We start from the raw sequence: 15733 nt of genomic DNA on the forward strand, positions 1-15733 counted from the left end.
TTTCCCCCCGACATGGTGTGAACCCGCTCGATGCGGATCGCGTTCGCTTGGTACTGTGCGTCACTGGTCATGTGAACCATGACACAGTGCCCCCACAGTCCGGAGAACCCGATGTGCCAGCACCAACCCACCTGCCCCTCCGCCGAAGCGACCGACAGGGAGGCAGCCCGGGTCCTCGCCTGCTTCCCTGAGCAGGGCTGGAGCCTGCTCTGCAACGGTGTCATCGTTTTCGAGGACACCGGCGAGCTCCTCCCCGACGGCAGCACCATCGCCCCCCACCGCGGTCCCGCCCGCCACGCCCTCGTCGCCTGACCGTTCACCCAGCGTCAACCTGCCGCGCCCCGTCGACCGCAGGCCGTCCCCGGCCCCGCGACCAGCCCGCCCCGGGTCGACGCACCCGCCGGGGCGGCGCGAACCACCGCCCCGGCGAGCCCCGACGTCACAGCTCGAACGCCTCCGCCGGTGGACACGAGCACATCAGGTTCCGGTCGCCGTACGCGCCGTCGATCCGCCGCACCGGCGGCCAGTACTTCCCGGCCCGGTCCGTCCCCGCCGGGTACGCCCCCACCGACCGCGGGTACGGGTGCGGCCACTCGTCGCCGGCCACCATGGCCGCCGTGTGCGGGGCGTTCGCCAGCGGATTGTCGCCCGCCGGCCACTCACCCGAGCCCACCTTGTCGATCTCCGCCCGGATCGCGATCATCGCGGCGCAGAACCGGTCCAGCTCGGCCAGGTCCTCGCTTTCCGTCGGCTCCACCATCAACGTCCCCGCCACCGGGAACGACATCGTCGGCGCGTGGAACCCGTAGTCGATCAGCCGCTTCGCCACGTCGTCGACCGTGACCCCGGTCGCCTTCGTCACCGGCCGCAGGTCCAGGATGCACTCGTGCGCCACCAGGCCCTTGTTGCCCGCGTACAACACCGGGAAGTGTTCCCGCAGCCGCACCGCCACGTAGTTCGCGGCCAGCACCGCCACCCCCGTCGCCCGGGTCAGGCCCGCCGCGCCCATCATCCGCAGGTACGCCCACGGGATCGGCAGGATCCCCGCCGACCCGTACCGGGCCGCCGAGATCGCCGGCCGGCCCGACTCCGGCTCCCCCACCGGGTCGCCGGGCAGGAACGCCGCCAGGTGCGCCCGCACCGCCACCGGGCCCACCCCCGGGCCGCCCCCGCCGTGCGGGATGCAGAACGTCTTGTGCAGGTTCAGGTGTGACACGTCCGCCCCGAACCGGCCCGGCTTGGCGAACCCGACCAGGGCGTTGAGGTTCGCCCCGTCGACGTACACCTGACCGCCCGCGTCGTGGACCCTCGCACACAACTGGGCGATGCCCGTCTCGTACACCCCGTGCGTCGACGGGTACGTCACCATGATCGCCGCGAGCGCGTCCCGATGCTTGTCGATCTTCGCGTCGAGGTCGGCCAGGTCGACGTTGCCGTCGCCGTCGCAGCCCACCACGACCACCCGCATTCCCGCCATCACCGCGGACGCCGCGTTCGTGCCGTGCGCCGACGACGGGATCAGGCACACGTCCCGGTGCCCCTCGCCCCGGTCCCGGTGGTACGCGCGGATCGCCAGCAGCCCCGCCAGCTCCCCCTGCGACCCGGCGTTGGGCTGCACGCTGACCGCGTCGTAGCCGGTCACCTCCGCCAGCCACCCCTCCAGCTGGGCGATCATCTCCCGGTACCCGGCCGTCTGCCCGGCCGGCGCGAACGGGTGCACGTGGGCGAATTCCGCCCAGCTCACCGGCTCCATCTCCGTGGTCGCGTTCAGCTTCATCGTGCACGACCCCAGCGGGATCATCCCCCGGTCCAGGGCGTAGTCGAAGTCCGCCAGCCGCCGCACGTACCGCAGCATCGCCGTCTCCGAGTGGTGGCTGCGGAACACCGGATGGGTGAGGAAGTCCGAGGTGCGCGCCAACGCCGCCGGCAGAGCCGCGTCCACGTCCCCGTCGACCCCGGCCACCCCGAACGCCGCCCACACCGCCGACAGGTGCGCCGCCGTGGTCGTCTCGTCGCAGGAGATCCCCACCCGGTCGGCGTCGACCAGGCGCAGGTTCACCCCCTGACCGGCCGCGGCGGCCACCACCTGCGCGGCCCGGCCCGGCACGCGCGCGGTGACCGTGTCGAAGAACGCGACGTCCGCCACCGCCACCCCGCCGGCGCGCAGCCCGGCCGCGAGCCGCGCCGCCATGCCATGGGTGCGCTCCGCGATGCCCCGCAGCCCGTCCGGGCCGTGGTAGACGGCGTACATGCCGGCCATCACCGCCAGGAGCACCTGCGCGGTGCAGATGTTGCTGGTCGCCTTCTCCCGCCGGATGTGCTGCTCACGGGTCTGCAACGCCAACCGGTACGCCGGGTTGCCGTCGGCGTCGCGGGACACCCCGACCAGCCGGCCCGGCAGCATCCGCTCCAACCCCGAGCGCACCGCCAGGTACCCGGCGTGCGGGCCACCGAAGCCCATCGGCACCCCGAACCGCTGGGTGGTGCCGGCGGCCACGTCCACGCCGATCTCCCCCGGCGGGCGCAGCAACGTCAACGCCAGCAGGTCCGCCGCCACGCACACCAGCGCCCCCACCTCGTGCGCCGCCGCCACCAGCGCGGCGTGGTCCCGCACCGCCCCGGACGCCCCCGGGTACTGCAGGTGCAGGCCGAAGAACTCCGCCGGCAGTTCCTCGGCGTCGACGTCGAGCACCCGCACCTCGATGCCCAACGGCTCGGCCCGGCTGGTGATCACCGCGAGGGTCTGCGGCAACGTGTCGGCGTCGACGACGTACACGCTGCTGCGGCTCTTCGACGCGCGGCGGGCCAGGGTCATGGCCTCCGCCGCGGCGGTGCCCTCGTCGAGCATCGAGGCGTTCGCGGTGGCCAGCCCCGTCAGGTCGGTGACCATCGTCTGGAAGTTCAGCAGCGCCTCCAGCCGGCCCTGGCTGATCTCCGGCTGGTACGGGGTGTACGCCGTGTACCACGCCGGGCTCTCCAGCACGTTGCGGCGGATCACCGCCGGGGTGTGCGTGCCGTGGTAGCCCAACCCGATCATCGACACGGCGACGGTGTTGCGGGCGGCCAGGGCCCGCAGCTCGGCCAGGGCGTCGTGCTCGCTGGCCGGCTCCGGGAGGGCCAGGGTGCCGTGCCAGCGGATCACCTCGGGGATCGCGGCGTCCATCAGCTCGTCGACCGAGTCGTAGCCGACGGCCTCCAGCATGCGGCGCTCGTCGGCCGGGTCGGGGCCGATGTGACGGGCGGCGAACTGCTCTGCGGTCATGGCGGCGCTCCCGGGAAGGGGTGAGGTCGACAGGTCGGCCTCCCCCTGAGTCACACCCCGGGAAGGGTGCTCCACAGTGCCTGCCCACGAGGTCCTTTTGCCTGAGAGGTTCCGGGGAGGAAGCTGCCCCTTCGGCGCCGCCGGCAATGATCACCGAGCGGTCTCTCCCACGTGGGGTACCGGCGACACCCACGCTACCAGCGCGGCCGTTACGGGCGGAGGTCGTCCCCCCGAGGAGTGGATCACCGGGGTGGCGGGTCAGCCCGCGGCCGACGCCGCCCACCCACCGGCCGCGCCGGCGGCCGCCTCCAGGGTCGGGACGAGCCGGTCGGCCAGCGCCGGCAGCAGCGCGCCGAGCGGCGCGTCGGCCCGCACGGCGGCGTACCCGTCGCCCCGGGTCGCCCCCTGGTTGACGATCGCCACCGCGATGCCCCGTTTCGCCGCCCGGATCACGAACCGGCGCCCCGACATCACCGTCAACGACGACCCGAGCACCAGCAGCGACCGGGCCCCCTCGACCAGGTCGAAGCAGCGGGCCACCCGGGCGGCGGGAACCGTCTCCCCGAAGAACACCACGTCCGGTTTCAGCATCCCGGTGCGGCAGAAGCCGCAGTCCACCGTCCGGAACCCGGCCACCTCACGGTCGGCGAGATCCACGTCACCGTCGGGGTTGACGGTCGCGGCCACCGCGTCGAACCCCGGGTTGGCCTGCCGCAGCCGCCGGTCCAGCTCCTCGCGGGAGGTGTGGTTGCCGCAGTCCAGGCACACCACCTCGTCGAGGCCGCCGTGCAGCTGCACCACCGGCTCCGACCCGGCCGCGGTGTGCAGACCGTCGACGTTCTGGGTGATCACCGCGTCGACCAGCCCGCCACGCTGCAGGCGGGCCACCGCCCGGTGCCCGCCGTTCGGGGCGGCCCGGGCGATCGTGCGCCACCCCAGGTGGCTGCGCGCCCAGTACCGCCGCCGCGCCACCGGATCCCCGGTGAACGTCTGGTACGTCATCGGGGTGTGCCGACGGGCCACGCCGCTGGGCCCCCGATAGTCGGGAATGCCCGACTCGGTGGACAGGCCCGCCCCGCTCAACACCACGACACCGCCCTCGGCGAGCAGCCCCGCCAGCGCGTCGAACGTCTCCGTCACGGCATCCATGCTGCCTCAGCGACGCGCCGCCGGCGAGCACCGGCCCCGTGACCATCCTCGCCGCAGCGCCGGTGCACACGCGCCCCGGCGGCTACCGTGGCAGGTATGCGCGTCGTCATCGCCGGAGGACACGGCAAGATCGCCCAGCTGCTGCACCGGGAACTCGCCGGCCGCGGCGACACCGCCGTCGGACTGATCCGCAACCCCGGCCACGCCGCGGCGCTGCGCGCCACCGGCGCCCACCCCGTCGTCTGCGACCTGGAACACACCGACGCCGCCCAGGTCGCCGCCCACCTCGGCGGCGCCGACGCGGTGGTCTTCGCCGCCGGCGCCGGTCCCGGCAGCGGCGCCGCCCGCAAGGACACCGTCGACCGGGCCGCCGCCGGTCTGCTCGCCGACGCCGCCGAGCAGACCGGGGTGCGCCGCTACCTGCTGGTCTCCGCCATGGGCGTCGACACCGCCCCACCCGCCGGCACCGACGACGCGTTCGCCGCCTACCTGCGGGCCAAGAAGGCCGCCGAGGACGACCTCACCGCCCGCGACCTGGACTGGACGGTCCTGCGCCCCGGCCGGCTCACCGACGACCCGCCCACCGGCCGGATCACCCTGACCCGGCACGCCGACCCCGGGGCGGTCACCCGCGCCGACGTCGCCCGGGTCCTCGTCGCCCTGCTGTATCACCCGGGCAGCGCCGGCGCGGTCCTGGAACTGGTCGCCGGCAACACTCCGATCGCCGACGCCGTCGCCGAGGTCGTCCGCCCCTGACCGGCCCCGCGCCGCCGGCCGGGGTTTCGTTGGGTGAGGCCCGGCGTTCGGTGCCGGCCCGCCCGGCCCGACACCCGCGCGGGGTCAGCCGCCGACGGCCTGCCGTAGCTGCTGACTCGCCTCTCCCGCCGCCGCCGCATCGACCCACAGCTGCTCCGCCTGCGCCGACAGGTGCGCCTGCCACTGGTGCAGGTGCTGCTGCGCCGTCGCCACCGTCGCCAACAGCGCCGCGTGCCGCGCCTCCAACTCGCGGATCTGCCGCTGCGGGTCCTCCGACCGCGAATCCGGCCACGTCGGTGTCGCCCCGGCCCGCCGGTGCGCCTCCGCGAGGATCTCCTCGGCCTGCCGCCGCGCCTCGGCGATGATCTCCGCGCCCTCCTCGCTGGCCTCACCGATCACCCGGTTCGCCTCGTCCTGCGCCCGCACCGCCAACTCGACCACCATCGGGTCCAGGCCCTGCGGGGCGGTACTCGGCAAGGCGCCGTGCCGCAGCATCTCCACCTGCTGCACCAGGCTCTCGTTCTCCCGCCGCAACCGCTGCAACTCGCCGTCGAGCAACGCGATCCGCCCGTCGGCCGACCGGGCCACGTCCGTGACCTCGTCGACGGGCATCCACTCGCTGCCCCGGAACCGCCGCGCCTCCACCTCCCCCAACGCCCGGACCGTGTCCTCCCGCCGGAAACCGGCGGCCGCGTCGCCGTGCTCCACGCTCATCGCGCACCCGTCCCGGTGAAGTCCCGCGCCGGCGCGACCGCCGGGTCCGCGAGAGGCGGATAGAGCGAATGGTCGTAACTCTCGGCCAGGATCCGCTCCGCCGGCACACCCGTGGACACCAGGAGCCCGATCGTCTCCCGGGTCATCTCCGGGCTGCCACACACCAACACGTCGGTGTCCCGCCACGGGCCCAACCGGCCCGCCGTGTCCGCCGCCGTGCCCACCGCACCCGACCACTGCCACCCGACCTCCACCGTCGGCACGTACCGCAGCCACCCCCCGGCCCCACCGGAGGGCCACGTCGACGCCAACTCCCGCAACGCCCGATCGTCGTACAGGTCCTCCGCGGTCCGCCCGCCCACCACCAGCGTCGTCGCCCGCCCCGGCCCCTGCCGCAGCGCCTCCACCACCGCCCGCAGCGGCGCCAACCCCGTCCCCCCTGCCACCAGCAGCAACGGCAGGTGCGGCGACCGGTCGTACGACGACAACGCCGTGCCCACCGGGGTACCCAACAACACCTGGTCACCCGCCCGCAGCCGGCGCACCAGATGGGTGGAGAACCGGCCCGCCGCGCGGACGTGGAACTCGATCGTCCCGTCCAGGCGCGGCGCGTTGGCCGGCGACAGGTACCGCCACACCCGCAGCTGCGGCACCTGCACCGGCAGGGACTGCCCCGGCAGGTAGTCGCACAGATAGTTGGGCCGGACCGTGAACACGCACACGTCCGCGCGGCGCCGCTGCACCGACAGGACCTCCGCCTCCCAGTACGGCGGCGTCGACCGTTCCGCCTCCGTGGCCCCCGTCAGCATCAACCGCGACACCACCTCGTACGCCGAAGCCCACTGCGCCCGCAACTGCGGGGTCCACCGTGGCCCGAGGAACCGCTCCAACGTCGCCAGCAACGCCTGTCCCACCCACACGTAGTGCCACTCCCCCATCGGCACCTCCCGGCCCTGCCGGTCCGTGCCCCGGAACCGGCGGTGATCCGCCCCCAACCGGTGCGCGAACGCCGACAACTCCCGCTCGTCGTCGACGTGGGACACGATGTGCCCCAACGCCGCCAGCAGCTTGTCCTCCTGATAGCTCATGTTCGTCGGGAACATCGACCGCGCCTCCGGCGCGATCACGAACAGGGTGGCGTAGAAGTACTTCGCCGCCTCAGGACCTGCCGCGCAGAACTGCGCCCAACTCTGCCGCAACGCCAGGACGTCCACGCCTCAGTCCTCCCGCCTGCGGGCGGCGTCGTGCCGCTCCCGCAGGGTCAGCTCCGCCACACCGGCCGGCCCGTACGCGCGGTCCGCCGGCCACAGGTTCGGGTTCGGCACCCGCGTGTCGTAGTAACGGTGGTGCACCGGGTGCAACGCCGCCCACCCCACACTGCCGTTGAGCCACGACCAGTCACCGTGCACGGGCCGTCCGGCCCGTTCCTCCTGCGCGCAGAACTTCATGAACATTTCCGACTCGGTGTGCGGATCCGACACCCGCACCCCCGCCAGCCCGAACGAGTGCAGCACCGCCTGGTTGAGCACCAACACCGCGTGTTCCCGCCACAGCGTGTCCTCCCGCGAGGTGTCCAACCCCAGTCCCCGCGCGACCGGCAGCAACTGGTCGTACCGGTCCCGGTCGCCCATGTTGCGCGTTCCGATCTCGTCACTGAGGTAGTGCCCGTTGAACGGGGCGCAGCTGTAGTCCACCCCACCGAGGCGCAACCGCATGTTGCTGATCACCGGCAGGGCGTGCCACCGCAGCCGCAACTCCTCGAACCACGGGTACGCCGGATGCGTCAACGCGACCTCCCGTACCAGGTCCCGCGGCACCTGCATCAGCGTCGGATCCTCGTACGCCGTCTCGATCACCCACGGCAGCAGGTCGAACCGGCCCGGCACCGGCGGTGGGCTCCACCCCGACCGCAGCGCCGCGTCCGTCATCGCCACCTGCGCCGGATCACCCAGCACCGATCCGCCGTCGCCCCGGTGTCCGCAGTAGCGGATCAACTGGTCGTTCCAGATCCGCGCCCGCGGCCCCACCTGCGGCCGGTCCGGCGCGAACACCGTCATCACCGACTGGATCCGGCCGTTGTTGTCCGCCACCGCCAGGTGCTGCGCCAACTCCTGTGCGATCCCCGCCACCGTCATCACATCCCGGCGGTCCCGGACCCGCAGGCCGGCCCACCGCACCCGGCCCACGCAACGCGCCGACTGCCGCCACGCCACCTTCGCCCCGTACCCCAACTCCTCGCGGGTGTGCCGGTACGTGCCCGTCAGCGCGATCTCCTCCCGCACCTGCGCGATCCGCGCGGCCACCCCCGGCAGCCGCCGCTCCTCGTGGAACAGGTGCAGGAACTCCGTTGCCTCCGCCAGCACGTCCCCGACGGGCGGCGCCGCCACCCGGCCGGCGTGCGCGACCGGGCATTGTGCGGCGTCGGCGTCCCCGACACGCCCGCCGACGTCCACCAAGGTCACAGCGGCATGACTGTCAGTTTGCACTACGGTTCAAATCCGATCGTCGGGCAGGCGACCTCGCCGCTCCCTGCGTCGTCTCCGTCCGCCGACCCCACCATCCGTCACCGACAGTGAGAACCCCGAGGCGGGGGACGAACGCACCTAGGATTACCGGCAATGCCACGACTGTCAACAAGACGACGCAAACCCGGAATGTCCACATCGGATGCTCGTCCGCGCGGCCGGACGAACGCGCGTACCCCACGCCGGACCGCCGGCGTCACCGCAGTCGGGACGACAGCCCCGCCGACTCCGCAGGGGGCCACGCCGGCTGCGGGGACGACACCCGACCGCCCGGCCCGGCCCCCGCGCCACGGGCACCCACCGCGCCCGCCCGACGCCTCAACCGGCCCGCCGACGCGCCCGACGCGCCGCCAACTCGTCACTCACCGAATCAGCCGCGGGCTCCTCCACGAGCCCGCCCGCCGGCTCCGCCGGCAGATCCGACAGCGAGCCCTCGATCTCCTTGAACGCCCCGCCGATCGCGATGCCGAACACGCCCTGGCCGCCCTGCAACAGGTCGACCACCTCCTCAGGGGACCGGCACTCGTACACGGTCGTCCCGTCCGAGATCAACGTGATGCCCGCCAGGTCGGCCACCCCCCGCGACCGCAACGCCTCGATCGCCTTCCGGATGTTCTGCAACGACACCCCGGCGTCCAGCAACCGCTTCACGACCTTCAACACCACCAGGTCGCGGAACGAGTACAGCCGGGACGTCCCCGAACCCGACGCGTCCCGCACACTCGGCACCACCAGCGACGTCCGCGCCCAGTAGTCCAACTGCCGGTACGTGATACCTGCCGCATGACACGCCGTCACGCCCCGGTAGCCCACCGCGCCGTCAGCTTCAGACGCCGGCCCCGCCGGCCCCACACCCGCCCCGCGCTGTTGCGTACCAGGCTCGGGATCTCGCGGCTCGTGCATCCGGACAACCTCCCCGCCAGTGCGGTGACACGTCGCTTCCGGGACGTGAACCCCTCGACACGGCAACCCTATAGCGCGCTTGAGGAGTTACCGCGCAGGAACGGCCGCGACACGCCGCGCGGCCGCAGCAAAGATCCACGGCGGATCACCCACCGTGATGGGCCGGAACGGGAAGGAATGCGCGCGGGGTCCCACCCGCGCCGGGGATCAGCCCGCGAAGTCCTCCGGGCTCACCTGATCCAGGAACTCCCGGAACTTCTCCACCTCGTCCTCCTGCTCGTCCGGAATCACGATCCCCGCCTCACTGAGGACCTGCTCCGCACAACGAATCGGCGCACCGACCCGCAACGCCAGGGCGATCGAGTCACTCGGCCGCGCCGACACCCGCACCCCGTCACCGATCAACAGATCGGCGTAGAAGACGTTCTCCTTCAACTCGGTGATCTCCACCGCCCGCAACGGCGCCTGCAGCGCCGCCAACACGTCCCGCAAAAGATCATGCGTCAACGGCCGGGCCGGCTTGACCCCCTGCTGCTCGTAAGCGATCGCCGTCGCCTCCACCGCACCGATCCAGATCGGCAGATAGCGATCACCCTCGACCTCCCGCAGTAGGACGATCGGCTGGTTGCTGGGCAACTCCACCCGAACTCCGACCACGCTCAGCTCGCGCACCGCCGCCTCCGTGTCGTTGTCACCTACGCCCGCACCGCAACCTTCCCTGCACGGTACACGGACCGCGACACGCACATCCCATGCGCTACGTGCACCACGCTCCGCGCCGGAAGGGGTTACCCCGGCAAGCCTACGACACGCGCCCCGACCCAGATCTTTCCCACCGGCCCCCACAAACACCACGCGGCCCGGACCATCGCCCGGGCCGCGCAGCACACAACAGCTCACCGGCCCAACGTCGACCGCAACCCCACCCGCACCAGCGCCGCGTGCAACTGCTGCGACAACGCCACCAACTCGCGCGCCGTCTCCGCCGCCCGCGCCCGCGCCGCCGGATCACTCTGCCGCGCCAACGGGGCCACCAACTGCGCGAACAATCCCACCTCCCGATCCGCCGCCGTCCGGTAACCCCGCAGATGCCGAGGCTCCAACCCGTACGCCGCCAGACCAGCCACCGCCCGCGCGATGATCAACGCATCCCCGTCGTACCAGCCCGGCGGATCCGACACCAGGATTCCGAGCCGCTCCAACTCACCCAACGTCGACTCGTCGATCCCGCTCCGCGCGACCAGATCAACCCGACCCACCCGCACCTGCGCCGAATCCACCGGCGGATCGGCCGCCGGACGGCCCGGCACCTCACCACCCGGGCCCACCGCCACCAACGTCGGCCGAGACGGTGTCGGCCCGTCCGCCGACGCGTCCCACTGCGCCAACTGCTCACGGATCACCCGCAACGGCAGATACTGGTCCCGCTGCGCGGTCAGCACGAACCGCAACCGCGCCACATCGTCCCAGCTGTACTTCCGATACCCCGAAGCCGTCCGCTGCGGCTCCACCAGCCCCTCGGACTCCAGGAACCGCAACTTCGAGATCGTGACGTCAGGAAACTCCGCCCGAAGCTGACCCAGCACCTCGCCGATACTCATCAGCGGTTGGGCACGGGCCACCCCGGGAGGCGTCGAAGCCGCAGGCTCGTTCACCCCCGGCCGGCCTCCTCCTCCGGGCGCGGACCGGCGATGAACACCACCCGGAACTTGCCGATCTGCACCTCGTCACCATTGCTCAACGTGGCCGCCTCGACCCGCTCCCGGTTCACGTACGTGCCGTTCAGGCTCCCCACGTCCCGCACCGTGAACGTGCCGCCGTCCCGGTGGAACTCGGCATGCCTTCGCGACACCGTCACATCGTCCAGGAAAATGTCACTGTCCGGATGCCGGCCACTCGTCGTCACATCATGATCCAGCAAGAACCGGGCGCCCGCGTTCGGACCCCGACGAACCACCAGCAGCGCCATACCCGGCGGCAACGAACCGGACATCCGGCTCGGCACCACATCGGTGTCCGGCCCCTCCAGCACTTCGTCGAGCGAACCGAGGTTGAGCGTCGAAGTGACGTCGAGCGGGGGGAACTCGTCGTCTGGGCGCGTCATGGGACCACCTCACGGATCTGTTTCAGGTCGGCGTCGGGGTAATGGCGGGTCTGGCCGCCGGGCAGTTTACCCGGCGGCTGGCTCCCCGTGCCCGGAAAGGCAATTCCGCAACGCTCAACTCATTGGATTCTCGGTTGACTGGGCGAGCCTAGCCAGCGCCGAAATACAGGGCAACCGGACGCGCGGACACAACACCCGCACGCCCTACGGGCACTCAGCTCTCGGTGAGCTCGCGATACGCCCCGGCGGTCAGCAGCCCGTCCACCGCCACCGGATCGGCCGGCGTGATCTCCACCAACCAACCCGCACCGTACGGATCAGAGTTGATCACCTCCGGAGTGTCCGCCAACGCCTCGTTCCGCGCCGCTACGACCCCACTCAGCGGGGCGTAGATCTCGGACACGCTCTTGGTCGACTCGATCTCACCCAAGGAATCACCCGCGGCAACCTCCGCGCCCTCCTCCGGCAACTGGACGAACACGATGTCACCCAGCGAGTCCTGCGCGAAGTGCGTGATGCCGATCCGGACAGAGCCCGACCCGTCACCCGCCACCCACTCGTGCTCGGCGGTGTACCGCAGATCCTCAGGAATCACCAGACGTGTCCTTCATCGTCGAGCCGACATCGCTGCGCCGGCGGGCCGGCGCGCCGCGCCGGTCAGGAGACCGGACGGGCGTGTTCCAACTTCGCGGGCTCGTGCAGCGCCGAAACCTCGGCAACCTCACGATCCTCGACGATCACGTTACCGCCGTCACCGGCAACCGATGCGGCCACCCCGCCCGGAATCTTCAACGCCGTCGCCATCGTCGTCGGATCACCGATCACCGTGATCGTGAACGGACCCGTCAACGGACGCCCGTCCACCACCAGGGCGCCGTCCGCGCCGTCCAGGAAATACGTCGACGCGATGACCCGCACCGACGCCCCGTCCCCACCGGAGACCTGCATCGCCTCCGCCCCCGCACCCCGCAACTCCTGCACCGCGTCCAGGATTCGGTACGCCGAGATCGGCTTCGGCCCCGCCTCGAACCGCACACTGAGCCCCGGCCCTCGCGCCGGCAACGTCCCCGCCAGGATCCCCAACTCGTCCGCCCGCCGCGTCGCCTCCTCCAGCGCCGCCTGCCGCCCCTGCTCACCCGAACGCAACTGCCGCTGGCTCTCCTCCAACGACTCGATGTCCTGCCGCAGCCGCTTCTCCCGGGAATCCAGATCCGAGAAGATCCGCACCAGGTCCTCCTGCCGGGTCGCCGCCGACGTCGGATCCGTCGACGTCGTCCGCAACTGCACCACCAGGGTGAACCCCAACAATCCCAACAGCAACGCGATCATCGCCCCCGCGGAGGTGAACCGCCGCCCCAGCCCGAACACGGCCCGAACCCCGGAGGAGCCCTCCGGGGCCCCGGCACCAGAGGACCCCGCGTCCTCCGCCGGCGGCTCACCCTCCGGCGCCAACGGACTGATCTCGTCCGGATCCGGCGCCTTCGGACGCGGATCCGGCTCCCCCGCCGGCCCCTGCGGACGCGCCGGCCCCTGCGGACGCGGCCAACCGGTGCCCGTCTCGCTCTGCTCCTCGCTCATCACCACAAACCTACGCCCGGAACAGGTGCCGACGGATCGCCGCCACATTCCCGAAGATCCGCACCCCCAACACGACCACCACACCGGTGGACAACTGCCCACCCACCCCCAACTGGTCACCCAGGTACACGATCAGACCCGCCACCAGCACGTTCGAGATGAACGACACCACGAACTGCTTGTCGTCGAAGATCCGGTCGAGCTTCGCCCGCACCCCGCCGAACACCGCGTCCAACGCGGCCACCACCGCGATCGGCAGATACGGCTGCAACGCCGCCGGGACCGTGGGATCCAGGTACACCCCCAGCACCACACCGACGAGCAACGCCAACACCGCGATCATCGGCCACCTCCGGAAGGGCTGGGAGACGTACCCGAGCGGGACGGCTCGGGCCGGGACGAACGGTCGGCACCCGACCCCGACACGGACGGGCTCGGACTGACCGACGGCTCGGCGTAGCGTAGCCGTGGCTCCGGCGCCGCCGGCAGGGTGAGGTCATCCACCTCACGCACCTGGAACGACAACCCCACCGACTCCACCAGGTCCCGCATCAGATACGCCGCCCGGCTGTCCTCGAACCGGTCCCGCATCGACCCCGGCCCGATCGCCGACACCTCGTACGGACCCGTCACCGGCCGGAAATCCACCAGGATGGCCTCACCCGCCGACCGGATCGTCGACGTCGCCGTCAACCGCTGCCCGTTGATCGCCACCGCCTCCGCACCCGCCGCCCACAGGTCGTTGGCCACCTTCTGCAGATCCGTGTACAACACGCGCGGCGGACCGCCCCCGGACCCGGTCACCCCGTCCTTGTTCTGCGCCGGCGCGTCCGCCAGCCGCACCACCACACCGTCCCCGCGCACCCGACCCAGCCCCGTGCCCGCCTCCAGCCGACGCAGCCGCGACGCCTGCGAACCACTCAACGCCGCGTCCCGCTGCCGACCGACCTCCTCACGCAACCGGTCCGCCCGCGCCGCCAACCCGTCGGTCTCCGCCTCGCGCTCCTTGATTTCCGCCACCAGCCCGGCCCGTGCCTGGCTGCGCCCCGGCTCCTCGGCCATCGTCTGCCGGTACGCCACCGCGAACAGGAAACCCAACGCCACGGCCAGCACCAGGCTCACCGACCGCGACGGCCACGCCCGCCACCCCGACGGCGCCTTCCGGCGGCGGGCCGCCGCGTCCGCGTACCCCGGATCCAACGGGTTGCGGAACAACTCGGTCAGGAAATCCGGCGTGTAGACCCGGGAGGTGGGACCCGGCCCCTCGCCGGCCGCGCCCGACCGCTGCCCCGCCGGCTCCTCCGTCACGCCGGCACCCCCGACGACCCGGCCCGCGCAGACCGCACCAGCCGCGCCGCCTGGACCACGTAGAGCGCGGCGGCCGCCCAGTACAGCACCAGGCCCCACCACGCCAGGCCCCAGCCGACCGCGCCCGCGACGGTCGCCGTGGCCGCCGACGTCGCGTGCGCCACCAGCAGCACCGGGAACGCGGCCAGCAGCAGGAACGTGGCGGTCTTGCCGACGTAGTGCACCGGCGGCGGGCCGTAGCCGTGCCGGCGAAGCACGCCGAGGGACCCCAGCAGCAGCAACTCCCGCGCCAACAGCGCGGCGGTGAACTGCCACGGCACCACCTCACGCGCCGTGAACGCCAGCAGGGTGGCCAGGATGTACAACCGGTCGGCGAACGGATCGAGCAGCTCGCCCAGGCGGCTGACCTGCTGCAACCGGCGGGCGACCCAGCCGTCCACCCAGTCCGTCGTGCCCCCGATCGCCAGCACCACCACGGCGGCGACATCGGCGCGCCGGACCAGCAGCAGGTACAGGAACAGCGGGACGCCGAGCAGCCGGATGAGGCTGATCAGGTTGGGCAGGGTGAGGATCCGGTCCCCGCTCGGCCCGGCGGTGTTTTCCGGGGGTGACGCCCCCGCCGGCCGACGCGACACCGAACCTCCCTCCGCAGCACGGTCCGGCACCCGCGGGCGGGTGCTACGGAAGGACGTGCGCGTTGCCGGGCCGGGCTCCGCCGGCGCCTGTGTGGTCCCGGACCGGGACCATCTCCCCTGGTCGGCCTGCGATCACGGGGACCACCGGCCGGTGAGTTCCGCTGCCACTATATCGGGCTCGCTTTCGGCTTCCACGGGCCCGCGTGCGGCTGACCGCCGTGTTCCGTGTGTTGTGGCGTAGATCACGTCGCCTGCCGGATCCCAGGGCGTGGGGTGCGTGCGGCGGCGGGTCAGGCCGTTCGGGCCGGCGAGTCCGACTGGGCGTCGACCGGGCCGGGCGCGGCCGCCTGTCCGAACGCCAGCAGGGCGAGCAGCAGCTCGTGCTGCGTGAGTGGGGGCATCCGGTCCAGCACCGCGCCGATCGCCCGATGCCGGCGCTCCACCAGCTCCCCCAGCAGGGTCTCGGCGGCGGCCGTCGGCACCAGCCGCACCTCCCGCCGGTCCCGCGGGTCGGCGGCCCGCCGCAGCAGCCCGATCGCCTCCAGCCGGTCGCACAACCGGCTCGCCGACGACGGCACGACGTCGAGCAGCTCCGCGAGCCGGTTCACGTTGGTCGCCGGGCGGCTGCTGATCAGCGAGAGCACCCGCAGCTGAGTGGGCGACACGGTCATCTGGTGCCGGGAACCCGCAGGGTCCAGGACGCCGACGAGTGCCTCGGCGGCAGCGGCGATCGCCGCTGCCAGATCCGGAGGTTGCTCCACCAACGTCCCCTGCGATTTCGCGCTCGTGTTCCGCTTAC

General features: G+C 72.4%; 17 protein-coding genes and 1 riboswitch. Of the genes, 2 read left to right on the forward strand and 15 right to left on the reverse strand.

Annotated elements, in window-relative coordinates; genetic code table 11:
- The first annotated feature begins 111 nt into the window (after positions 1-111).
- Complete coding sequence (locus GVV04_RS00210; protein ID WP_036371784.1) at positions 112-312, forward strand: DUF5999 family protein; 201 nt, start codon at positions 112-114, stop codon at positions 310-312.
- A gap of 127 nt (positions 313-439) precedes the next feature.
- Here GVV04_RS00210 and gcvP read toward each other — a convergent pair whose 3' ends face one another.
- Together gcvP and GVV04_RS00220 are read right to left on the reverse strand one after the other, a co-directional pair.
- Positions 440-3262, reverse strand: coding sequence for an aminomethyl-transferring glycine dehydrogenase (gene gcvP, locus GVV04_RS00215; RefSeq protein WP_161683690.1), 2823 nt, complete (start codon positions 3260-3262; stop codon positions 440-442).
- 79 nt (positions 3263-3341) lie between these two features.
- A riboswitch (glycine riboswitch) is annotated at positions 3342-3442 on the reverse strand.
- Between the two features lie 78 nt (positions 3443-3520).
- Complete coding sequence (locus tag GVV04_RS00220) at positions 3521-4411, reverse strand: NAD-dependent protein deacetylase (protein WP_161683691.1); 891 nt, start codon at positions 4409-4411, stop codon at positions 3521-3523.
- Between the two features lie 96 nt (positions 4412-4507).
- Here GVV04_RS00220 and GVV04_RS00225 point away from each other — a divergent pair, with 96 nt between their 5' ends.
- A complete protein-coding gene (locus GVV04_RS00225) occupies positions 4508-5167 on the forward strand; it encodes an NAD(P)H-binding protein (protein WP_161683692.1) in 660 nt (219 codons plus the stop codon).
- Positions 5168-5251: 84 nt separating this feature from the next.
- On the opposite strand, the gene GVV04_RS00230 is transcribed toward GVV04_RS00225, so the two are convergent.
- The 13 genes from GVV04_RS00230 to GVV04_RS00290 all read right to left on the reverse strand — a co-directional run bounded on the left by GVV04_RS00230 (position 5252) and on the right by GVV04_RS00290 (position 15695).
- Entirely contained in the window at positions 5252-5881 is a 630-nt protein-coding gene (locus tag GVV04_RS00230) for a DivIVA domain-containing protein (protein ID WP_235965521.1), read from the reverse strand.
- Positions 5878-7095 (reverse strand): globin domain-containing protein, encoded by a 1218-nt coding sequence (locus GVV04_RS00235; RefSeq protein ID WP_161683693.1) that lies wholly within the window; start codon positions 7093-7095, stop codon positions 5878-5880. The genes GVV04_RS00230 and GVV04_RS00235 overlap by 4 nt, the downstream gene beginning before the upstream one ends.
- 3 nt (positions 7096-7098) lie before the next feature.
- Positions 7099-8241, reverse strand: a complete 1143-nt coding sequence (locus GVV04_RS00240) for a nitric oxide synthase oxygenase (protein WP_201752830.1) — start codon at positions 8239-8241, stop codon at positions 7099-7101.
- A gap of 483 nt (positions 8242-8724) precedes the next feature.
- Complete coding sequence (locus GVV04_RS00245; protein WP_161683694.1) at positions 8725-9309, reverse strand: MerR family transcriptional regulator; 585 nt, start codon at positions 9307-9309, stop codon at positions 8725-8727.
- Positions 9310-9516: 207 nt separating this feature from the next.
- Entirely contained in the window at positions 9517-9981 is a 465-nt protein-coding gene (locus tag GVV04_RS00250; RefSeq protein ID WP_161683695.1) for a bifunctional nuclease family protein, read from the reverse strand.
- A gap of 224 nt (positions 9982-10205) precedes the next feature.
- Positions 10206-10910 (reverse strand): transcriptional regulator FtsR, encoded by a 705-nt coding sequence (gene ftsR / locus GVV04_RS00255; RefSeq protein ID WP_201752765.1) that lies wholly within the window; start codon positions 10908-10910, stop codon positions 10206-10208.
- A gap of 50 nt (positions 10911-10960) precedes the next feature.
- On the reverse strand, positions 10961-11413 hold the full coding sequence (odhI, locus tag GVV04_RS00260) for an oxoglutarate dehydrogenase inhibitor Odhl (protein WP_007071101.1): 453 nt from the start codon (positions 11411-11413) through the stop codon (positions 10961-10963).
- 214 nt (positions 11414-11627) lie between these two features.
- Positions 11628-12008, reverse strand: coding sequence for a glycine cleavage system protein GcvH (gcvH, locus tag GVV04_RS00265; RefSeq protein ID WP_161683697.1), 381 nt, complete (start codon positions 12006-12008; stop codon positions 11628-11630).
- 62 nt (positions 12009-12070) lie between these two features.
- Positions 12071-12991 (reverse strand): DUF881 domain-containing protein, encoded by a 921-nt coding sequence (locus GVV04_RS00270; protein WP_201752766.1) that lies wholly within the window; start codon positions 12989-12991, stop codon positions 12071-12073.
- A gap of 10 nt (positions 12992-13001) precedes the next feature.
- A complete protein-coding gene (locus tag GVV04_RS00275; protein WP_161683699.1) occupies positions 13002-13334 on the reverse strand; it encodes a small basic family protein in 333 nt (110 codons plus the stop codon).
- On the reverse strand, positions 13331-14299 hold the full coding sequence (locus GVV04_RS00280) for a DUF881 domain-containing protein (RefSeq protein ID WP_161683700.1): 969 nt from the start codon (positions 14297-14299) through the stop codon (positions 13331-13333). Before GVV04_RS00280 ends, GVV04_RS00275 begins: the two co-directional genes overlap by 4 nt.
- Entirely contained in the window at positions 14296-14934 is a 639-nt protein-coding gene (locus tag GVV04_RS00285) for a CDP-alcohol phosphatidyltransferase family protein (protein WP_161683701.1), read from the reverse strand. Before GVV04_RS00285 ends, GVV04_RS00280 begins: the two co-directional genes overlap by 4 nt.
- Positions 14935-15224: 290 nt before the next feature.
- Complete coding sequence (locus GVV04_RS00290) at positions 15225-15695, reverse strand: MarR family winged helix-turn-helix transcriptional regulator (RefSeq protein WP_161683702.1); 471 nt, start codon at positions 15693-15695, stop codon at positions 15225-15227.
- Between the last annotated feature and the right edge of the window lie 38 nt (positions 15696-15733).

The organism is Micromonospora rubida (genome assembly GCF_009908295.1).
Taxonomy (GTDB): Bacteria; Actinomycetota; Actinomycetes; order Mycobacteriales; family Micromonosporaceae; genus Micromonospora; species Micromonospora rubida.

What these genes read in the sequence shown, in the direction of transcription:
- GVV04_RS00270 (WP_201752766.1), bottom strand. Translation starts at nt 12,991, where the DNA reads ATGAGCGAGGAGCAGAGCGAGACGGGCACCGGTTGGCCGCGTCCGCAG.
- GVV04_RS00275 (WP_161683699.1), bottom strand. Translation starts at nt 13,334, where the DNA reads ATGATCGCGGTGTTGGCGTTGCTCGTCGGTGTGGTGCTGGGGGTGTAC.
- GVV04_RS00245 (WP_161683694.1), bottom strand. Translation starts at nt 9,309, where the DNA reads ATGCACGAGCCGCGAGATCCCGAGCCTGGTACGCAACAGCGCGGGGCG.
- GVV04_RS00210 (WP_036371784.1), top strand. Translation starts at nt 112, where the DNA reads ATGTGCCAGCACCAACCCACCTGCCCCTCCGCCGAAGCGACCGACAGG.
- gcvP (WP_161683690.1), bottom strand. Translation starts at nt 3,262, where the DNA reads ATGACCGCAGAGCAGTTCGCCGCCCGTCACATCGGCCCCGACCCGGCC.
- GVV04_RS00230 (WP_235965521.1), bottom strand. Translation starts at nt 5,881, where the DNA reads ATGAGCGTGGAGCACGGCGACGCGGCCGCCGGTTTCCGGCGGGAGGAC.
- odhI (WP_007071101.1), bottom strand. Translation starts at nt 11,413, where the DNA reads ATGACGCGCCCAGACGACGAGTTCCCCCCGCTCGACGTCACTTCGACG.
- GVV04_RS00220 (WP_161683691.1), bottom strand. Translation starts at nt 4,411, where the DNA reads ATGGATGCCGTGACGGAGACGTTCGACGCGCTGGCGGGGCTGCTCGCC.
- ftsR (WP_201752765.1), bottom strand. Translation starts at nt 10,910, where the DNA reads ATGAGTATCGGCGAGGTGCTGGGTCAGCTTCGGGCGGAGTTTCCTGAC.
- GVV04_RS00225 (WP_161683692.1), top strand. Translation starts at nt 4,508, where the DNA reads ATGCGCGTCGTCATCGCCGGAGGACACGGCAAGATCGCCCAGCTGCTG.